The organism is Kineosporia rhizophila, assembly GCF_021277265.1.
GTDB classification, from domain to species: Bacteria; Actinomycetota; Actinomycetes; order Actinomycetales; family Kineosporiaceae; genus Kineosporia; species Kineosporia rhizophila.
The window spans coordinates 140,572-160,656 of sequence record NZ_JAJSOH010000005.1 but is presented as its reverse complement, the minus strand read 5'-3'; the positions used below and the strand labels follow the sequence as shown (position 1 = coordinate 160,656).

Sequence of the window (20,085 nt, the reverse complement as noted above, 5' to 3'; positions counted from 1 at the left end):
CGGAACCGGACGCCGAGTGCGGCTCGGCCGGCGCGTGTACGAGTACCTGGCCCGGGAGCACCGGCGATCCCTGCCCGGCGACCCGAGGCCGCGCCGATGAGCCGCCGCATCCGCCCCGGCATGAGCCCGAGCGAACTCGTGGTGCTCGGCGTCGCCCTGGCCCACCCGCGCCGAGCCGGAACCGCACTCGACGACCTGGAGCCCGCCGACTTCTACAGCCCGCAGCACGGCGCAGTGCTGACCGCCATTCACACCCTGGTCGCTCACGGCCAGGTCCCGGAACCCGCTCTGGTGATCGCGACCCTGGAACGTCAGCACGGCACCCGACCCCTGGCCGCCGAGCCTTGGGGAATCGTCGTCCACAACTGCCTGAGCGCCATGGCCACGATGCCCGAGGGATGCCGACCTCACCGAATCGCGGTGCTGGAAACCCGCCTGCGCCGCGAAACCTACGACCAGGCTCGGTTACTGGCTCACCTGGCTACTGGTCCTCTCGGTGAGCTTCACGACGCGCTCAACGCCGTCGTCGCCGAGCTCGGCCGCACTCTCGCCCGTATCGCCGAGCAAACCCACCCTGCCGAATCCCGAAAGATCCGCGCCATCAACCGCAACCAGGAGGCTGCGTGAACGCCCGACCGAACGCCAACCCCGGCGCCGAGCTGCTGGACCGCCTGCGGGCGATCCTGGCCCGCTATGTCGTCCTCCCGTCCGACCAGGCCGCCGATGCCGTCGTCCTTTGGATCGCTGCCACTCACGCCCAACCGAGCTGGGCACATGCTGCTCGGCTGGTGATCCGCGCACCGGAGAAGCGCTGCGGGAAGTCGCGGCTACTGGACATCGTGGAAGCCACCTGTTGGAACCCGCTGATCACCGTGAACGCCTCACCCCCAGCGGTTTACCGTTCGATCGGCTCGGACGAACCGCCGACGATCCTGCTGGACGAGGCGGACACAATCTTCGGCCCGGCCGCCCAAGGCGCGAACGAGGACCTGCGCGGCCTGCTGAACGCTGGACATCAGCGCAACCGCCCTACGATCCGGTACGACGCCGCAAAGGGCCAGGTCGAGAAGATCCCTACCTTCGCAATGGCTGCGTTGGCCGGCATCGGAGCCATGCCCGACACGATCGAGGACCGGGCTGCCGTGATCCGTATGCGTCGGCGCGCACCGGGGGAGACGGTCGCCCCGTACCGGGAGCGTCGGGACGGCCCGAACCTGCGCCGGATCGCCGGTGAGCTGCACACCTGGATCCGTTCCCACGCGGCCGAGTTGGAGGCGGCCGAGCCCGACATGCCAGTAGAGGACCGGGCCGCTGACACCTGGGAACCCCTGGTGGCGATCGCCGACCTGGCCGGTGGGCACTGGCCCGAGCGTGCCCGAGCCGCTTGCGTGATGCTCACCGGCGAACGGGACGCCGTGAGTGAGGAACCGCTGTCTGTCCGGCTACTGCGCGACTGCCAGGCCGCGTTCGGCAACGCTCCGGCCCTGCCGACCGGCGTCCTGATCCAACGCCTGTGCGCCGACCCCGAGGCCCCTTGGGCAACCCTCGGCCCGCGCGGCGACGGGGTGACCGCGATGAAGCTCGGCAAGCTCCTTGCCGAGTACGACATCCGGCCCGGCACGTACCGCTTCACCGAAGGCCAGGCCAAGGGTTACCGCCGCGATGACTTCACCGATGCCTGGTCGCGGTACTGCCCGCCTACCCCGGAAACGACCTCGGATGAGGGGCACCCAGAGAAGCCGTCCCAGCCGTCCCAGCCTCAAAACCCCAGTTCAGAGCGGGTACGCCTGCACTCGGTGGTACGGCTTCACCCCGATCACGGGCAGTCGCCCGGTACGGCTCAAGCCGTACCGCCCCAAGAAGCCGTACCCGGTCTGACCAGCCAAAACGACGTTGGGACGGCTGGTACGGCTTCCCCTCCCAAAACTGGTCCGACCTGCATCCGATGCCGCCAACCCCTGAGCTACGACGACGGATCGCACACGCACCCGAGCTGCGCCTGAGCCCACGGATGGGAGAGCCAATGACGCCGAAGCCAACCGACCTCTTGACCGTCCCCGAAGTCCTGGCCGAGCTGCGTGTCCCGCGTCGCACCTGGCAACGCTGGCGCGAACTCGGCACCGGCCCGCAATGCGTCCGACTGCCCAACCGAGAGCTGCGTGTCCGCCGCTCCGTCCTGGCTACCTGGCTCAAAACGCTTGAGGAGGCTGCGTGATCACCTACCGCGTAGACATCTATCCCTTGGATATCCGAAAGGACCGGGGCAAGCCGTACTCGGTGCGCTGGCGATTGGCCGGCCGATTCAAGCGGCGGTCGTTCAAGACTCGCGGCCTGGCCGAGAGTTTCCGGTCCGACCTGATCCAAGCCACCCGCAGGGGAGAGGGATTCGACGTCGAATCCGGGCTACCCGCTTCGATGATGGAGACGCGGGAGACGGTCAGCGTTTACGACCTGGCGCTCGCCTATACCACGCTCAAGTGGCCCACCGCTGCGGCCAAGACTCGGCGGGGCACCGCTCAAGCCCTGGCGACTGTGCTCCCCGTCCTGGTGAAGCCCGGCGCGTCCAACCCTCCCGATACGGACCTACTCCGGAAGGCTCTGATTAACGCTGCTTTTAACCCGCCCAAGCGCGACCAGGACCAGCCCGAAGACATTGCTGAGGCTCTGGCCTGGATGGAGCGAAACGCGCTGCCGATCGACGTGCTCGACGACGTGAGTCAGCGGCCGGCACTCGTCCGGGCTGCGCTTGACGCCTGCGCGTCAAAGACCGACGGGAGTCCGGCCGCAGCCGCGACGATGCGTCGGAAGCGGGCTGTGCTGCATAACTTCTTCGGCCACGCGGTCGAGCTGGGGCACCTCTCAGTGAACCCGGTAGGCACGGTGCAATGGAAGGTTGCAAAGGTCGCGGACGAGGTAGACCGACGCGTTGTCCTGTCTCCTGCGCAGTTCGCCGAATGCCTTGCGGCGGTCTCCTATGTTGGCCGTGAGCGTGGCCCAAGGCTGGTCGCCTTCTTCGGCCTGCTGTACTACGCGGCTACCCGACCGGGTGAGGCTCTTGCTGTCATCCAGAATGACTTCACATTGCCCGATAAGGGATGGGGTTTGGTGACGCTGGCCCGTTCCGAACCCGAGGCCGGGACCGCTTGGACAGATGACGGCGCTCCGAATGAGGTACGGGGATTGAAGTGGCGCGCGCGTAAGGACGTGCGTGCCGTACCTATTCCACCGGTTCTCGTGCGGCTCGTTAGTCTTCACATCAAGCGCTACGGTCTCGGTCCGGATGGGAGGCTGTTCCGTACTGCAACCGGTGGACGTTACACCCAGACCGCATACAACAAGGTCTGGGCTGAAGCGCGGAGGTATGCGCTGCCTCCAACATCGAGTGCCAGCAGTTTAGGGCGGCGACCGTACGACTTAAGGCACGGGGGAGTCACGCTTTGGTTGAACGCGGGCGTCCCGATCCCGGAAGTGGCCCGTCGTGCGGGGCATAGCGCGGACGTCCTACTGAGGATCTACGCGGGTTGCATGGATAGCCAAACTGATGCTGCAAACGGAAAGATCCTGGCGTCCCTGGGCGACTAACGGATGGGCAGGTGTCGGCGGTGCATGCCGTCGGCACTTGCCAAGTGCCGAAGCTGGGTAATTGGTGCATTGAGCGCAAATGGCGAAATGCAAGTTTCGCGGCCGCCAGCCTGGTAGTTTCAACCGCCTCATTCATCTTGGTCAGGGGGGATAGTGTCCGGGGCTGTTGATTTCTCCGAGCAGACGCCAATACGTCTTTTTGTCAGCTATGCGCATGAGGATGACAGGCAACTGCACTTCATTGATCCGTTTGTTGGTAAGCTGAAGTACTTTGTGAAAGCAAAGTCGGGTCGATATCTTGATGTTTTCTTGGATCGTGAGGGAATTGGCTGGGGGGTCGACTGGAGAGATGAGATCGCATCGTCGATCGAAAGCGCCCTGGTGTTCATTCCAATGGTCTCGGCAGCATACCTGGAGAGTCCGGCGTGTCGCGAGGAATTCCTGGCTTTCGAGGCGAGTGCGGCTGCTCGAAAGGTGGAGGAGCTCCTACTGCCTGTACTTCCGCTCAATACGCCACTGGTGACGTCATCTAGCCCGGACCCAATTGCCAAAACTGTCGAGCGGCTGCAATACCGGTCTCTCGAGGCGGGCATACTGGAAGGAGGGTTTGACTCGCCGAAGTGGGCAGCTCTGCTTTCAGGAATCTCTGACGACCTCTTGGCGGTTCTGGGTAGAGCAGAGTCTCGTCTCTTCAGTCAGGAAGTAGCCTCGTCGGGTAGCTCACGTTCGGTTCCTGGCCCTCAGGTCCCTTCGGGTGGGGTTGGAATCTTTCGGCCGGATCACCAAAACAGTGAGGGGAATGCGGATGGCGAAGATTCGGATGAGCTAGGGATTCTTGACCAAGTGGTAAGTCTTGAGCAGGACCTATCGGGACTGACTAACTCCGTAGAAGCGATGAAGCCTGCAATCGAAGCGCTCGGTGCAGCGGTGCAGTTGGCGCCAGGAATGGAGACTCTTCACACGGCGAAAGACTGGCAGGTATGGAGTCTGAACTTGGCTCGAAAGCTTGCGGAGCCCGCCGTCGAGATACAGACTCAGGGGCTCAAGCTTCTTGATCATGCGAAGCGACTAGACAAATCATTCAGTAGTTTGCGGAGTCTTTCGAATGGCCAGTCCGACGTCGCGTCGGTAGCGGAGCTAGGTCCGGTCCTCGATTCGCTATTGAGCGAGTTTGCTGGCATAGACGATATGTCAGGTGATATGCGCGGGTTGCTAGACAGTTTCAAGGAGGCAGAGGTGCTTTCCGCTGCGCTGCGGAAATCGCTTCGGCCGGCCCGTGCTGGCCTGAGGGCGGTTCAAGATGCCTTACGCATCATCAACGGGTGGAACCCGCCAGCCGGGCGTGAGCCGATTGGCGAAACCTGACCTTGTGAAGATCTCGCTTCATGCTCGCAAGCTGGGGCAAGCATGGGGCAAGACCCTTGGCATCCACCCGCCCAAAGCAGCAATCGGTGGCACACGACTCGTGTGCCACCGATCAACCTTCCTGCTGGTCAGGCCCAGTTTCGGGCTTCCGACCTCGGAGCCACCTGTCGGACTCGAACCGACGACCTGCTCATTACGAATGAGCTGCTCTACCAACTGAGCTAAGGTGGCGCGCCGCAGGCCCAGCAAGGTTCTGCCGGAGCGACGATGCACGAGTATACGGGCTCCGGGGAGTGCTGCCGAACGCAGGCTGCCCGTGCGCGTGGCGGGGGCTACTTGCAGGTGGTTCCTTCGGCCGGCAGGGCGCCGGTGAGCAGGTAGTCCTCGACCTTCTCGTCCACGCAGGTGCTGCCCTGGCGGTAGGCCGTGTGAACGGTGCCCTCCCAGGTGAGCAGGCGGCCGGAGTCGAGCTGGGAGGCCAGGGCCTCGGACCACTCGTACGGGGTGGCGGGGTCGTCGATCGTGCCCAGCACCAGGATGGGGGCGGCGCCGGTGGCGTGGAGCTCCTTGCGCTCCATCACGGCCTTGTAGGGCCACTGCGAGCAGCCGAGGCCGCCCCAGCCGATGGAGCCGCCGAGCGGGGGGAACTGCTTGTTGAGCGCGGCGGCGCCCTCGGCGATCTGCTCCGGGGTACGGGTCTCCGGGACGTCCAGGCAGAAGATCGCGGGGTTGGCGGCGAGGGTCTGGCCGTAGTGGCCGTCCTCGGTGCGCTCGAGGTAGGCGTCGGCGAGGGTGAGCAGGCCCGTGCCGTCGCCCGAGGTGGCCTGGGAGATGCCGGTGGTGAGCATCGGCCACAGCTGCTGGGCGTAAAGGCCCTGGGCGATGCCGGTGAACATCAACGACTGGGTCAGAGGACGCTCGGGGTCACCGGTGTCGAGCGGGTTCTCATCGGTGCGGTCCACCAGGGTGGCGAGCTGGGCCACACCTTCTTCCACCGAGCCGCGCAGGGGGCAGTCGCCGGTTTCCTGGCAGTCGGTGACGAAGGCGCGCAGGGCGCGGGAGAAGCCTTCGGCCTGGCCGGCGGTGTACTCCTCGGCGGTGGTGGAGGGGTCGATGGCGCCGTCGAGGGTCATCCGGCCGACCCGCCAGGGGAACGCCTCGGCGTACCAGGCGCCGAGGTAGGTGCCGTAGGAAGCGCCGTGGTACGAGAGGACGTCGTCGCCGAGAAGGGCGCGCAGCACGTCCATGTCCTTGATCGTGCTGAGCGTGTCGACGTTCTCCAGCAGTGCGGTGTCGGTGTTCTGCTGGCAGGCCTGGGCGAAGTCCTTGGAGTCGGCCACCGCCTCGGCGATCTCGGCCTGGTCGTCCGGCGTTCCCTCGGCCGAGGTGGACTCGTCGTACTGCTCGTCGCTGTAGCACTCGATCGGTGCCGACTCGCCGACCCCGCGGGGGTCGAAGCCGACCACGCTGTAGGCGTTCAGGATGCTCTGGCCGAAGGCCTGCTGGGCGACCGCGGCGTAGTCCAGACCGGAGACGCCGGGCCCGCCGGGGTTGACCACCAGCGAACCGATCGGGTCGTCACCGGCGGCCGGGAGCTTGTTGACCGAGATCTCGATGGTCGCGCCCGCGGGCTCGTCCCAGTCGACCGGCACCTGGTACTTCGTGCACTGCAGGCCTTCGCCGCAGTCGGTCCACTTCACCTGCTGGCCGTAGAACTTCTGGTAGGCCGCATCCTCGGCCGGGTCGGTGACCCCGGAGGGCACGCTCCCGGCCGAGGGCAGCGCGGTCGGGTCGGCGTTCGAGCCGCCGTCGGACCCGGAGTCGGGGAACGAGCAGGAGCTCACCCCGAGGGCTACTGCAGCAAGGAGGGTCAGGGACCGGACGGCGGGTCGGTGCTCCCGCCGGTCGCTGCGGAACATCGTTCTCCTCGGCGTATCTGGTGAGCGGGGCGCGGCCGTTCGAGAACGCTATACGAACCGGCCGTGCTCACGCGGCCGGGCGCAGCTGCACCATCAGCGATTCGAGGGCCAGCAGCGGGGAGACGTTGGCCTCGATCCGCTCGCGGGCCTGGCCGATCGCCTCCATCCGGCGCAGTGTGGAGGTCGCGGTGGTGTTGCGGGCCTCGGCCTCGATGAGATCGGCCATCTCGGCATTGACCAGCTCCACCTCGCCCGCGCGGCCCTCGCCGAGCTGCAGCACGAGCACGTCGCGGTAGAGCGAGAGCAGGTCGATCAGGGAACGATCGAGGACGTCGCGGGTGGCCCGGGTGGCCCGGCGCTTCTGGTTCTCCTCGAGTTGCTTGACCTGACTGCGCACGGCCGGGGGCAACGTGGACAGGCCTTCGGCGCCGAGGGAACGCAGCAGTGCGGCCTTCTCGGTGGCGTCGCGCTCGGTGGTACTGGCCTTGGACTCCTCGTTGCAGACCTCGATCAGCTCGCCCGCGGCCAGCACGGCGGCGCCGACACTGCGCAGTTTCAGCGGCAGCTTGAGCACGTCACGCCGGCGGATCCGGGCGTCCTCGTCGAGGGCGAGGCGGCGGGCCAGACCGATGTGGCTCTGGGCCGAGCGCGCGGCGAAGGCGGCGATCGCCGGGTCGGCCCCGTCGCGCCGCACCAGCAACTCGGCGACGGCGGCGACCGGCGGAGTACGCAGACCGACCCGGCGGCAGCGGGAGCGGATGGTGGTGAGCACGTCGTCCGAGCTGGGTGCGCACAGCAACCAGACGGTGCGGGGCGGCGGCTCCTCGATGGCCTTCAGCAGCATGTTGCCGGAGGAGTCGTTGAGGCGGTCGGCATCCTCGATCACGATCACCCGCCAGCGCCCCTCGGCCGGGCTGCGCTGAGCGAGTTCGATCAGGGGTTTGACGTCGAGCACGCGCAGGATGACGTGCTCGGTGGCGACCAGCCGGACGTCACCGTGGGCACCGGACAGAGCGGTCTGGCAGGCGTGGCAGACACCGCAGCCGCCCTGAGGGCACTGCAGCGCGGCAGCGAACGCCCGGGCGGCGGTGGAGCGGCCCGAACCGGGCGGGCCGGTGATCAGCCAGGCGTGGGTCATGCCGCCGGAGATGGCGGCCGCCTCGCCGGAGTCCGGTGCCGCATCCACTCCCAGCCCCACGCCGGCCGCCACCATCTCGCCGGCGGCCTTGACGGCCTGCTTCAGGATCGCGATCGCGGCTTCCTGCCCGACCACGTCGTCCCAGACGCTCACGCCTGCCGCCGTCCTCGCCGCCGGACGGGGTTGCCGCCGGTGTCGGTGGTGGTCTCGCCGTCGGACAGGTTGATCGTGCGGTCCTGGTCGAACTCGAGTGCGGTCACGTCGGCGACCTCAGGCATCTGGGCGGTGGGCGGGGGAGTGGCTCGCGCCGGGGTAGGGGCCGGGGTGGGCGGTAGCTCCTGCTCCCGACGCTCGGTCTCGGGCAGTTGCGGGCGCAAGGGCCGATTGGGGACGGGTGTGGTGGCGCCCTCGTAGGGCGGTTCGGCTGGGTGCGGGGCCGGGTATGCGGTGGGCTGGTGCGCAGGTGGAACCTGGGCGGCCGGGGGAACGGGCGGCACCGGCCGGGTGGGCTCGGCCGCCTCTGGAGCTGCCCATGGGTCGTGCTCGGCCTGCTCTGGGGCGGCCCATTCAGCCGAGCGAGACCGCTGCGGGGCGGTCAACTCGTCGGGCTGCTCGAACTGCTGGGACGGCTGCTGGCTCCGAGCCGGCGGGGGAGCGGCCGACTGCTGCCCCTGGCCGGCCTGCCGGAACTGGCCGGGGTGGGGCTGGCCATGCTGCGGAACCTGACCAGGTTGAACATGGCCGGGCTGAGGGGCCCCACCAGGCTGCCGGAAGTCATTGGGCCGGGCCTGGTCGGGCCCGGCCTGACCAGGCTGCTGGAACTGGCCCGGTTGACCCGGGCTCGCCTGCTGGGAGGGGCCGGGCTGCTGGAACGGGCCGGACTCCGGCTGAACGACGGGCTGCGCGTCGGCACCCTGCTCCACCTGGCCGGGCTCGCCGCTGTGGGCCGTGCGCCGACTGGGCATCTGCACCGGCTCGGTGACCGGGCCGAGTGCCGCTGCGGCCGCCGCCGCAGCGGCACGGCGGTCGACCTCTTCGCGGTTGCGCTGCATCTCCTGGGCCCGCAGCTCCCGCTCGGCCTCCTGCTGCAGCTGCCGCTCGGCCTCGTCACGGGCCCGGCGACGCGACTCCTCGCGTTCCCGGGCCTCCTCGACCCGGCGGCGGCGCAGGTCCGCGTCCATCCGCAGCACCTCGGCCTCGGCCCGGGCCCGGCGCTCGCGGGTCTGGTCCTCCTCGGCCAGCCGCTCGTCCAGCTCGGCCCGGCGCCGGGCCGAGACCGGGAGCACCTGGCGCACCCCTTCGCGGATCAGCTGCTGCACTTCTTCTGCACTCAGCCCGGCGTCGATCACCAGGTAACGGTGCGGGGCGCTGCGCGCCTGGGCGAGGAACTGGGCGCGGACCCGCTCGTGGAAGGTGTCCGACTCGGACTCCAGACGGTCTTCGCCACCCCGGGTCAGATCGTGCGCGCGGCGGGCCTTGCTGACCATCGGATCCACGTCGAGCAGCACGGTCAGGGCCGGCTCCAGACCCTCGGTGGCCCACTCGGAGATCCGCCGCACCTCGTCGCCGTCCAGGTCCCGGCCGGCGCCCTGGTAGGCCACGGAGGAGTCGATGTAGCGATCGGTGACCACCACGGCCCCCCGCGCCAGGGCGGGCCGGACCACCGCCTCGACGTGGTGCGCCCGGTCGGCGGCGAACAACAGCGCCTCGGGGCGGCTGCCCAGCTGGGCGCCGGTGCCGAGCAGCACCTCGCGCAGCCGGACCCCGAGCGGAGTGGCGCCCGGCTCGCGGGTGAGCACCACGTCGTGGCCCTGGTCGGAGCGCAGCCATTCGGCCAGCAGCCGGGCCTGGGTGGACTTGCCCGAACCGTCGCCCCCCTCGAGCGCCACGAACACACCCGGGTATCCGGCGTGCGGACGGCTGACAGCAGCCGGACGGCGGCCGGCCCAGCGGGCGCGCAGTTCGTGCCGCAGGCTGGTGCCGGCCTGGTCGTCGAGCTGCCGGTAGGTGGTGATGCCCAGTGCCAGCGTGAGCAGGGCGGCGATCAGGAAGACGAACGCGGCGCCGTTGTAGCTGAGCGCGCGGGTGTCGGTGAAGTTGACGGTGTGCCGGCCGATCATCGCGGCCAGCGCGGGCCCGGCGGCCAGGACCACCAGCAGGACGATCTGGGTGGCCGAGGTGAGGTAGGCGGAGGTGCGTCGGCGCGTACCGCCGTCGGCGGCCAGGTCGAGCAGCGCCTGCCCGCCCGCCCACGCCGTACCCCCGCAGACGCCCAGGACTCCGGCCAGCAGAACGGCCATCACCATGTTCGGGATCAGGGCGAGCGCGGCCAGGGAGATCCCGGCCGCGATCAGGCTGAGGCCGAACAGCCGGAAGCGGGAAAGGCCGTCGAGCAGTTGCGGCCCGATCCGCAGCCCCAGGGCCAGGCCGATGAACACCGCGGCGAACAGCACACCGAAGCCCGGCTGACCAGCGCCCAGATCGCGGGCGTAGGTCTGGGCCAGGCCGAGCACGGCACCGGCCGCGGCGAAGGCCCCGAGCATGCCGGTGACCAGACCCCGCAGCGCCGGGGTGGAGGTGACGGACCCCCGGCCGGCGGCGATCGCCCCGATCACCGAGGTACGGGCCGGGAGGTCGCCGGTCTCGGGACGGGGGATCGCGACCCGGGCGGCCGCCAGGGCGGAGAAGACGAAGGTGAGTGCGGTGACGTAGAGCATCAGGTCGATCGGCCGGTCACCGAACCGGTCGGCCGCAGTGGCGAGCACACCGTTGATCAGGCTCAGCAGTGCGAATGCGAGCGCCGCGACCGGGGCCGCGCCGTAGATGACGCCCCGCCCGGCCCGAAGGGCCTCTTGGGTGCGGTGCCCGGGCACCAGCGCGGGGATCGACGTCTGCTTCGCCCGCGCTGAGGCGAGCGCCAGCCCCTCGATCAGCAGGGCCGCGACGTAGAGCCAGGTCAGCTTGCCGATGACGGGGATGCTGACGAAGAGCAGGGCGCGCAGCAGGTCGGCCGAGACCAGCACCAGCCGGCCGTTCAGCCGGTCGGTCACCGCGGCGACGGCCGGGCCGAGCAGCACGGCCGGGACCAGCCGCAGGGCCAGCACACCGGCGACGGCCAGATTGATCTGGGTGTACGACCCGTCGGTGAGGGTGGCGGCCAGGGCGACGAGGGCCAGCAGACCGAGCCACTCACCCAGCGACGACCCAACCAGGGCCGGCCGGAAGCGGCGCAGCGCGGGTACCTGGAAGACCGGTGCGACGTCGTCCGGCCCGTTCGGGTGCTCTCCACTGGCTGTCACTCGGTCAGGGTAACCGCCGCCACGGACACTCTCCGGAATCAGCGGGCGGGTCCCGAGGGGCCGGGACGACCGTTCCCGGCGCGCCCCGTTCGGCAACGGTCGTTCCGTGTCCCCAGAAGAGGTTTCCGTTCAAGGACGTCCGTGGGCACCGCCTGTGGGCCGGTTTCAGGGCGATTCGGGACCGGTTCGGGCCGAGTCCGCCCGAACCGGGCGTACGGGCGTCCGTACTACCGCCGGTTCGTCCGGCGGTAGTACGGAGCCGGTTACTCGGCGGCCGCCGTCTTCTTGGTGGTGGCCTTTTTTGCAGGGGCCTTCTTGGCGGCGGTCGTCTTCTTGGCCGTGGTCTTCTTCGCGGCCGTCTTCTTGGCCGCCGTCGACGTGGTCTTCTTCGCCGTCGTCTTGGTGGTCTTCTTGGCCGTCTTCTTCGTGGTCTTGCGCGGCGCCGCCGCCCGCTTCTCGGCGAGCAGTTCGGCAGCCCGCTCCAGCGTGACCGACTCGACCTCGTCCCCCTTGCGCAGGGTGGCGTTGGTCGTGCCGTCGGTGACGTAGGCGCCGAACCGGCCGTCCTTGATCACGATCGGGGCCTCGGTCACCGGGTCCGGCCCGAGCTCGCGCAGCGGCGGCGCCGCGGCCCGGCGGCCACGCTGCTTGGGCTGGGCGTAGATGGCCTGGGCCTGCTCCATCGTGACCGTGAAGATCTGGTCCTCGGTCTCCAGCGACCGGGAGTCGGTGCCCCGCTTCAGGTACGGGCCGTAGCGGCCGTTCTGGGCGGTGACCTCCTCGTTCGTCTCCGGGTCGACCCCGACCAGGCGAGGCAGGGACAGCAGTCGCAACGCCTCGTCCAAAGTCACCGACTGCACGTCCATGCTCTTGAACAGGCTGCCGGTGCGCGGCTTGGCCGACTTCGGCGCGTCGTCCGGGAGGATCTCGGTGACGTAGGGGCCGAACCGGCCGTTGCGGGCCACGATCTGACGTCCGGTGTCCGGGTCGGTGCCCAGCTCACGGTCGCCGTCGGCCTGGGTCTCGAGCAGTTCGCGGGCCTTCTCCACGGTCAGCTCGTCCGGCGCCACGTCGTCCGGCACGCTGGCCCGCCGGGCCTCGCCGTCCTCGCCGGGCACCTCGAGGTAGGGGCCGTAGCGGCCGACCCGCAACACGATGCCCTCGCCCAGCGGCACCGAGTTGATGTCCCGGGCGTCGATGTCGCCCAGGTCGTCGACCAGCGGCTTGAGCCCGTGCATGGCGTCCGGTCCGGCCGGGCGCGGCTGCTGGCTGCTGCCGTCGCCTTCGGGTGCCGAGCCGTCACCGAAGTAGAACCGGGCCAGCCACTGCCGGCGGTCCTGCTCACCGGCGGCGATCTGGTCGAGGTCGGCCTCCATCGAGGCGGTGAACTCGTAGTCGACCAGCCCGCCGAAGTGTTCCTCCAGCAGCCGGGTGACCGCGAACGCCAGCCAGGTCGGCACCAGCGCGTTGCCCTTGTGCCCGACGTAGCCCCGGTTGACGATCACGTCGATCGTGGCGGCGTAGGTGGAGGGCCGGCCGATCCCCCGCTCCTCCAGCGCCTTGACCAGGCTGGCCTGGGTGTAGCGCGGCGGCGGGGAGGTGGTGTGACCGTCGGCGGTCAGGTCCCGGGTGTCGAGCGCGTCACCGACCGCCAGTTCCGGCAGCCGTCGTTCGTCGTCGTCGCCACCGTGACGCTCCTCGTCCCGGCCCTCCTCGTAGGCGGCCAGGAAGCCACGGAAGGTGATCACCGTGCCGGAAGCGCCGAAGACCGCGTCGCGGCCGTCGGAGGTGCGCGCCCCGAGCCGGATCGTCGCGGTGGAGCCGCGGGCGTCCTCCATCTGCGAGGCCACCGTGCGCTTCCAGATCAGCTCGTAGAGCCGGAACTCGTCGCCGCTGAGCTCGCTCGAGACCTGGGCCGGGGTCCGGAAGTGGTCTCCGGCCGGGCGGATCGCCTCGTGCGCCTCCTGGGCGTTCTTCGACTTGCTGGCGTAGACCCGGGGCTGCGCCGGGACGTACTCGGCGCCGTACAGGTCCGCGGCCTGCTGCCGGGCGGCGTTGACCGCCTGGTCCGACAGCGTCGTGGAGTCGGTACGCATGTAGGTGATGTAGCCGTTCTCGTACAACGACTGGGCGGTGCGCATCGCCTGCTTGGCCGACAGCCGCAGCTTGCGCCCGGCCTCCTGCTGCAGGGTCGAGGTGGTGAACGGGGCGGCCGGCCGCCGCCGGTAGGGCTTCTCCTCGACACTACGGACGCTCGTGCTCGCCCCTTCGAGGGCTCGCACCAGGGCGTTCGCGGCGGCTTCGTCCAGGTGGACGACGTCCGGCGAGGTCAGCCGGCCGGTGTCGTCGAAGTCGCGGCCGGTGGCCACACGGCGCTCGTCCAGGGCGACCAGGCGGGCACCGAACCAGCGGCCCGCCTGGGCGTGCGGCTCGGACGCGGCGAAGTCACCGGTCAGGTCCCAGTACGAGGCGGCCCGGAAGGCCATCCGCTCGCGTTCGCGCTCGACCACCAGACGGGTGGCGACGGACTGCACCCGTCCGGCCGAGAGGCCGGCCCGCACCTTGCGCCACAGCACCGGGGAGACCTCGTAGCCGTACAGCCGGTCCAGGATCCGGCGCGTCTCCTGGGCGTCGACCAGGCGCTCGTCCAGGTCGCGGGTCTGCTGGAGGGCGCGGCTGATCGCCTCCCGGGTGATCTCGTGGAACACCATCCGGTGCACCGGGATCTTCGGCTGCAGTACTTCCAGCAGGTGCCACGCGATGGCCTCGCCCTCGCGGTCCTCGTCGGTGGCGAGGTAGAGCTCGTCCGCGTCCTTCAGCGCCCGCTTGAGCTCGCCGACCTTCTTCTTCTTGTCGGCGTCGACCACGTAGTAGGCCTCGAAGCCGTTGTCCACGTCGACGGCGAACTTCCCGAAGGGGCCCTTCTTCATCTCCGGCGGGAGCTCGCTGGGCTGGGGCAGGTCACGGATGTGGCCGACACTCGCCTCGACGTCGAACTCCGGGCCGAGGTACTCGGCGATCTTCCGGGCCTTGGTAGGCGACTCGACGATCACGAGCCGCCTGCCGTTCGTGGTCTTGCTGGCGGCCACAGGCTCACCTTTCCTGACGCTGTCCACTGACGCTCACTCCCCCCGCGACGCTGTCCGTTCTTCTCCGGACGGGCAGACGGGGGCGTTCTTCGCCTCCGTCACGCGGCTGGGGCGGGACGCTACACAACGCGCACCGGTGAAGCACCGTAACCCGAGAGCCGCCGGGCGTGGGTGCTCGCGGCCTTCGTCGGCGTCACGTCTCCGCAGCGAGAGTGACACGCAAAGTGACGAGGAGCCACCCCCGGCTCAAGTGCGGCAAGTCCATCCGGGTGTGTTCAGCGTCACAACGAATCCCACTGAACGGAGGTTGCCCAGGCCGTAGCCGGTGGGCATGGGCCACGATTGCCGTCGGGTTGCCCCGAGGCGCTAGGGTGATTTGGACACGAGTGCGGAGAATAAGGCCCTCAAGTTGGCCGTGCGCGGTGAGGCCAGGTTCGTCGAGTGCCTGCATCGGGACGTAGCCTCTGACGAGACCTTCTGCCACGATCAGCACACGCTGGACAACGAGGTGGGCCGAGATGCCGGGGATGGACCGCGTCAACGAAGACGCGGAAAGATCACTGAGCGGACGGCCAGATTACCGGATGCCACTTGAGAGTGGCCGCAGGGAGGATCGCGTGCCGCGACACGGTTCGGCCGAACCGGGGGCCGACGTCGAGAGCGTCCCGGACGCGCCCCGTCGCTCGTCTATTGCCGGATGGTCCATCCGCCGCAAGCTGACGCTTCTGGTCACCATTCCGCTCGTCGTGCTGCTCATCGGTGGCGGTTTCCTGGTCTGGTCGCTGACCACCACCTACCAGAAGGCACACACCGCCCGGCTCGACGCCGAGCTGATGGAGCCGTCGCTGCGGCTCAGCCGCGTGCTGTTCAACGAGTTCGGCATGCCGGGGGCCAACACCGACGCCGAGAAGCTGGCCGGCCTGCGCGCCCAGACCGACTCCGAGGTCGCTGCCATCCGGCCGAAGCTCGAGGACCTGGCCGACCGCGGCTCGTCCGACTCGGCCCTGCCCGGCACCGCCACCACCATGCTCGCCCAGCTCGACCGGATCCCCTCGATCCGGTCGACGGTCGACAGCATGATCGACAACGGCGCGCTGAGCGGCAGCACCGGCGTCAACCAGGTGCGCTCGATCACCGAGCTGCTCTTCGACGTCACCCGTGACCTCCCCGAGAACCTGGCCACCGACCTCGGCGTCACCACCAACGACATCGACACGGTGGCCGGCGGTCAGCTGTTCTCCGCGGTGTCCCGCACCGGTTTCTCCGCGGCCGAGGAGATCACCGTTTTCAGCGGGGTGTTCACCGGTCAGACCAAGGTCAACATCACCACCGTGCGTAACCTCGAGTCCCTGGTCGCGCAGCAGGCCCTCGGGGTCACCCAGGCCGAGGCGGTGGCCGACGACGCACAGACCAGGCGCCTGCTCGAGCTCAGCAACCTCAACGCCAACATGAACCGCTGGCGCAACTCCCTCGAGAACTCGCTGGTCGAGCCCGGCGACAGCCTCGGTTCGCCCAACGACTTCACCAAGCTCGCGGTCAGCCGGCTGGCCGACATCGAGACGGTCGCCACCGAGGCGGGTCGCACCACACTGAAGACGGCGCAGGACGCCGAGACCGGAGCGCTCTTCCGGGTCGCCGTGGTGGCCGGGGCCGTGCTCGTCACCATCCTCGTGGTGAGCGCTCTGCTGACCACGATCGCCCGTACCGTCACCGCCCCGCTGCGCCGGCTGCGCGCCGGTGCCGTCGAGGTCGCCAGCGTGCAGCTGCCGGCCGCGGTGGCCCGGATCGAGCAGGACGGTGTGGGGGCCGACATCTCGCTGCCCCCGGTGCTCCCGGCCGACTTCAACCCCGGTCCGGAGACCCTCGAGGTGGCCCACGCGGTCGACGACCTCGGTGCCGAGGCCGTGCGTCTGGCCACCGCCCAGGTCCGCCTGCGCCGCGCGCTCGACGAGGCCTTCGTCAGCATGTCCCGCCGTAGCCAGTCGATGGTGGAGAAGCAGCTCGCCATCATCGACAGCCTGGAGAGCCAGGAGCAGGACCCCGACCAGCTGCGCAACCTGTTCCGGCTGGACCACCTGGCCGCCCGGATGCGCCGCTACAACGACAACCTGCTGGTGCTCGCCGGTTCCGCGGTGCGCACCCGGGCCACGGCCCCGGTCAAGATCGCCGAGCTGTTCCGCGCCGCCACCTCCGAGATGGAGCAGTACGAGCGGGTCCGGCTGCAGCCGGTCAGCGGCGCCTCGATCGCCGGTACGGTCGCTGGCGAGCTCGTCCACCTGCTGGCCGAGCTGCTCGACAACGCGGCCATGTACTCGCCGCCCTCCAGCGCGATCGTGCTCTCCGCGGCCTTCACCGCCGACGGCGGCCTGCAGATCGAGGTGCTCGACGCCGGTGTCGGGATCAGCCCCGGTGAGCTCGACCGCCTGAACGCCCGCCTCACCCAGCCCGAGTCGATCGACACCCAGGTCCCGTCCCGCATGGGTCTGTTCGTGGTCGCCCGCCTGGCCCGCCGCGGCACCTTCGGGGTGCAGTTGCAGGCCCGGCCCGACGCCTCGGGCACCATCGCCCTCGTCCGGGTGCCCGCCTCGCTGGTCATCGGCGCCCCGGGCAGCACCGGCGAGAACCCCACCGGCACCAACCCGCAGGTCCGGCCGCTCACCCCGTCGGCGGGCATGCCCCGTCCGCAGCTGTCGCAGCCGCAGGGCCAGGCGCAGAACGGGTACGGCACCTTCGGGCAGATGGGTCAGCCGGCGCTGCGCGAGCAGCAGATCCCCGCTCCCTCACCCGCCGCCACCGCGGCCGGGGCGGCCGCCCAGGCCGCCGCGGGCGTCCGTTCGGTCGCCGACGAGGACGACTCCGAACTGCCCCGCCGTCGCCGCGGGCCGGCCACCGGCACGAACGCCGGCCTGCCGCCCGAGGCCTCGAACGTCGCCGACACCGGTTCCAGCGGGCTGTTCACCCCGAACATCCCCACCGCGCCGGGCGAGGCTCCCGAACGCAACGCCGGAACATTCGCCGCCCGTCCGGGCGCGGCCCCGCAGCAGCAGCCCGCGGCCTTCAGCTTCAGCCAGGACGACCAGCAGCAGGGCTTCGCCCGTCCGGAGAGCCAGCCCGCCCGCACCCCGCAGTTCACCCTGCCGCCGCCGGAGACCACCCCGGGCGGTATCCCCAGCCTGCCCACCCGCACCCCGGGGGCGCGTACCCCGCAGCCGCTGGGCGGGCTCAGCCAGGGCTTCGGGCAGAACGAGCAGGGTTTCGGCCCGGAGGACGAGCAGCCCGAGCAGGGCTTCAACACCCGCGCCGGGCTCGGCTTCGGCCAGCAGAACCCGCCGAACTTCACCGCGCAGCAGGTGCGGGGGCTCGGTCAGCCCGACCCGACGTTCGGCCAGCCCCTGCCGGGCTTCGGCCAGGCGGCCTTCGAGAACAACCAGCGGCAGCCTCCGGCCCGCCCGGCCGGCTACGGCGCCGACGACAACACTCCGGCCGCGGGCATCTCCGGTCTGCCGGGGCTGAGCCGTCGCCCGATCGAGAGCGGCCCGGCGACCGGCGGCCTACCGGTCAACGACCCGCTGTCCGCCTCGACCGGCTCGTTCCGGGCCGCGCCGAACCGGGGCCTGCCCTCCGGCCAGGAGAACTCCGACTGGCAGGACCCGGATCTGCCGACCGAGCTGGCCGCCCGGGCCTCGGCCTCGGCCGCCTACCGGCCGGCTGAGCCGCCGTCCCCGATGATCGGCGAGAACGTCCGCCCGGACTTCAACGACCCGACGCCGATCTTCGACCAGATCTCGGTCTGGTTCAGCTCGGAGCCGGCGCCGGCCGCCCCCTCGATCTCGGTCGAGAACGGCGACCAGCGCGTCATCGACCTGCGCGACCACGAGCGGGAGAACACCAAGCAGTCGAGCCGCTGGGCGGCCCTGGGCGACCAGCGCTGGCTGGCGACCAACGCCCGCGCCGCCTCGGCCCCCGAGACCGACGGGCGTTCGGACGCGGGTCTGCCGACCCGCCGGCCCGGCGCCAACCTGCTGCCCTCGACGGCCGGTGCGGTCACGGACGCAGCTGCGGCCCGTCCCCGCGCCACCCCGGCCCGCGGCCAGGCCGCAGACGCTACCGTCGTCCGTGGCCGGCTGGGCAGCTACCAGCGTGGTCTGGCCAATGCCCGCAAGGCACGGCAGAAGTCAGACCCGGCTCCGGCCTTCAACCCGGTCGGGGCAAGCCTTTTCACCACCAACAGCGACGGCGGTGCCGACAGTGGCTCCTCCGCAGAGCAAGGAGGGGACCAGTGAGCACGGGCACCGGCACCGACGTCACCTGGCTGGTCGACGGGTTCGCACAGCGGGTACCAGGAGTGGCGCACGCAGCCGTGGTCTCGGCCGACGGTCTTCTTGTGGCGAGTTCCGCAGGACTTCCGCGTGACCGCGCCGACCAGCTGTCCGCAGTCGCGTCCGGACTGGGCAGCCTCACCAACGGCGCCGCAATGTGCTTCGCCGCGGGAGCGGTGGTCCAGACGGTCGTCGAGATGCAGGGCGGTTTCCTGCTTCTGATGGCCATCTCGGACGGATCCTGGCTGGCGGTCCTGGCCGCCCCGACCTCCGACATCGGCCTGGTCGGCTACGAGATGACGCTGCTGGTCGACCGGGTCGGACAGCACCTGTCTCCGGAGATCAGGCACAACGGCCACGGTGGCTCGCTGCCACCGATGTGAGCAGATTGCCGAGATGACCGACTACTCAGCTCATGAGGGCGGGGACCCGCCACCGTCGATGGTGCGTCCCTACGCCCGAACCGGTGGACGTACCCGTCCGGTGCACGACCTCGACCTCGAGGCCCTGGTGGTGACCACGGTCGCCGGCCAGGACCCGGGAATGAACGACTTGCTCTCGCCGGAACACAGCACGGTGATCGAGTTGTGTGAGGGAACGATCTCCGTCGCCGAGATCGCCGCCCGGCTGCACACCCCGCTCGGCGTGGCCCGCGTGATTATCGCGGACATGGTCGAGCTGGGTCTGGTCGAGGTGCTGAGCACGGCGAACGCTTCTGGTGACGAACGTGATCCAGCTTTCTTGAGGAGGGTGCTCAGTGGCCTTCAGCGGCTCTGAGACCAGGGCCACCCGATCGACGAAAATCGTCATCTCGGGTGGATTCGGTGCGGGCAAGACCACGTTCGTGGGTGCGGTCTCCGAGATCATGCCGCTGCGGACCGAGGCCGTGATGACCTCGGCCAGCGTCGGCGTGGACGATCTCTCGGCCACACCGAACAAGACGACCACCACGGTCGCCATGGACTTCGGCCGGATCAGCATCGACCAGGAACTGGTGCTCTACCTGTTCGGGTCGCCTGGTCAGAACCGGTTCTGGTTCATGTGGGACGACCTGGTGCGCGGGGCGATCGGGGCGGTCGTCCTGGTCGACACCCGGCGACTGGAAGACTGTTTCGGCCCGATCGACTTCTTCGAGGCCCGCAATCTTCCCTTCGTGGTCGCCATCAACGCCTTCGACGGGCTGCTGCGGCACCGCCCCGAGGACGTGCGCGAGGCGCTACAGCTCAGCCAGGACGTTCCGGTCCTGGTGTGCGACGCCCGGGAGCGGGAGTCTGCCAAGCAGACCCTGATCTCCGTGGTCGAGCACGCCCTGGCGACCTGGAGCCGGGCCTAAGGTCCGGTGCTGAGGGCGGATCGTGCGAACCGGCACGATCC

Annotated in this window: 13 protein-coding genes and 1 tRNA gene; 9 read left to right on the top strand and 5 right to left on the bottom strand. The window is 69.8% G+C overall.

Going from position 1 to position 20,085, the window contains the following annotated elements:
* The first annotated feature begins 96 nt into the window (after positions 1-96).
* The 5 genes from LWF15_RS10810 (at position 97) to LWF15_RS10795 (ending at position 4,947) form a co-directional block, all read left to right on the top strand.
* Complete coding sequence (locus LWF15_RS10810; protein ID WP_232810304.1) at positions 97-627, top strand: DnaB-like helicase N-terminal domain-containing protein; 531 nt, start codon at positions 97-99, stop codon at positions 625-627.
* A complete protein-coding gene (locus LWF15_RS37455) occupies positions 624-2,003 on the top strand; it encodes a DUF3631 domain-containing protein (RefSeq protein ID WP_232810303.1) in 1,380 nt (459 codons plus the stop codon). Before LWF15_RS10810 ends, LWF15_RS37455 begins: the two co-directional genes overlap by 4 nt.
* Positions 1,946-2,215 (top strand): helix-turn-helix transcriptional regulator, encoded by a 270-nt coding sequence (locus tag LWF15_RS38120; protein ID WP_408622997.1) that lies wholly within the window; start codon positions 1,946-1,948, stop codon positions 2,213-2,215. Before LWF15_RS37455 ends, LWF15_RS38120 begins: the two co-directional genes overlap by 58 nt.
* Positions 2,212-3,582: a tyrosine-type recombinase/integrase gene (locus tag LWF15_RS10800; RefSeq protein WP_232810302.1), complete on the top strand. Its 1,371-nt coding sequence runs from the start codon at positions 2,212-2,214 to the stop codon at positions 3,580-3,582. Before LWF15_RS38120 ends, LWF15_RS10800 begins: the two co-directional genes overlap by 4 nt.
* A gap of 153 nt (positions 3,583-3,735) precedes the next feature.
* Positions 3,736-4,947: a toll/interleukin-1 receptor domain-containing protein gene (locus LWF15_RS10795; RefSeq protein WP_232810301.1), complete on the top strand. Its 1,212-nt coding sequence runs from the start codon at positions 3,736-3,738 to the stop codon at positions 4,945-4,947.
* Positions 4,948-5,105: 158 nt separating this feature from the next.
* Here LWF15_RS10795 and LWF15_RS10790 read toward each other — a convergent pair.
* From LWF15_RS10790 to topA, 5 genes are all read right to left on the bottom strand, one after another.
* Positions 5,106-5,178, bottom strand: a tRNA-Thr gene (locus tag LWF15_RS10790).
* A 101-nt stretch (positions 5,179-5,279) separates the two neighbouring features.
* Positions 5,280-6,866 carry an alpha/beta hydrolase gene (locus LWF15_RS10785; protein ID WP_232810300.1) on the bottom strand — a complete coding sequence of 529 codons (1,587 nt, stop codon included), beginning with the start codon at positions 6,864-6,866 and terminating at the stop codon, positions 5,280-5,282.
* 67 nt (positions 6,867-6,933) lie between these two features.
* Positions 6,934-8,157, bottom strand: coding sequence for a DNA polymerase III subunit delta' (locus tag LWF15_RS10780; protein WP_232810299.1), 1,224 nt, complete (start codon positions 8,155-8,157; stop codon positions 6,934-6,936).
* A complete protein-coding gene (tmk, locus tag LWF15_RS37450) occupies positions 8,154-11,303 on the bottom strand; it encodes a dTMP kinase (RefSeq protein WP_232810298.1) in 3,150 nt (1,049 codons plus the stop codon). The genes LWF15_RS10780 and tmk overlap by 4 nt, the downstream gene beginning before the upstream one ends.
* Before the next feature lie 263 nt (positions 11,304-11,566).
* Positions 11,567-14,392 carry a type I DNA topoisomerase gene (topA, locus tag LWF15_RS10770; RefSeq protein WP_232810297.1) on the bottom strand — a complete coding sequence of 942 codons (2,826 nt, stop codon included), beginning with the start codon at positions 14,390-14,392 and terminating at the stop codon, positions 11,567-11,569.
* A gap of 617 nt (positions 14,393-15,009) precedes the next feature.
* On the opposite strand from topA, the gene LWF15_RS37445 reads away from it, so the two are divergent.
* From LWF15_RS37445 to LWF15_RS10750, 4 genes are read left to right on the top strand one after another with little or no spacing between them, the layout of a single operon-like run.
* Positions 15,010-18,675 (top strand): sensor histidine kinase, encoded by a 3,666-nt coding sequence (locus LWF15_RS37445; RefSeq protein ID WP_232810296.1) that lies wholly within the window; start codon positions 15,010-15,012, stop codon positions 18,673-18,675.
* Positions 18,672-19,094: a roadblock/LC7 domain-containing protein gene (locus tag LWF15_RS10760; protein WP_285617011.1), complete on the top strand. Its 423-nt coding sequence runs from the start codon at positions 18,672-18,674 to the stop codon at positions 19,092-19,094. The genes LWF15_RS37445 and LWF15_RS10760 overlap by 4 nt, the downstream gene beginning before the upstream one ends.
* 13 nt (positions 19,095-19,107) lie before the next feature.
* Entirely contained in the window at positions 19,108-19,488 is a 381-nt protein-coding gene (locus LWF15_RS10755; protein ID WP_231443191.1) for a DUF742 domain-containing protein, read from the top strand.
* Positions 19,469-20,044 carry a GTP-binding protein gene (locus LWF15_RS10750; protein WP_052527280.1) on the top strand — a complete coding sequence of 192 codons (576 nt, stop codon included), beginning with the start codon at positions 19,469-19,471 and terminating at the stop codon, positions 20,042-20,044. Before LWF15_RS10755 ends, LWF15_RS10750 begins: the two co-directional genes overlap by 20 nt.
* Positions 20,045-20,085: the final 41 nt, after the last annotated feature.

Excerpts from the sequence above, each read along its gene's own strand:
- LWF15_RS10810 (WP_232810304.1), top strand. The coding sequence starts at position 97 with ATGAGCCGCCGCATCCGCCCCGGCATGAGCCCGAGCGAACTCGTGGTG.
- LWF15_RS38120 (WP_408622997.1), top strand. The coding sequence starts at position 1,946 with ATGCCGCCAACCCCTGAGCTACGACGACGGATCGCACACGCACCCGAG.
- LWF15_RS10785 (WP_232810300.1), bottom strand. The coding sequence starts at position 6,866 with ATGTTCCGCAGCGACCGGCGGGAGCACCGACCCGCCGTCCGGTCCCTG.
- LWF15_RS10755 (WP_231443191.1), top strand. The coding sequence starts at position 19,108 with ATGACCGACTACTCAGCTCATGAGGGCGGGGACCCGCCACCGTCGATG.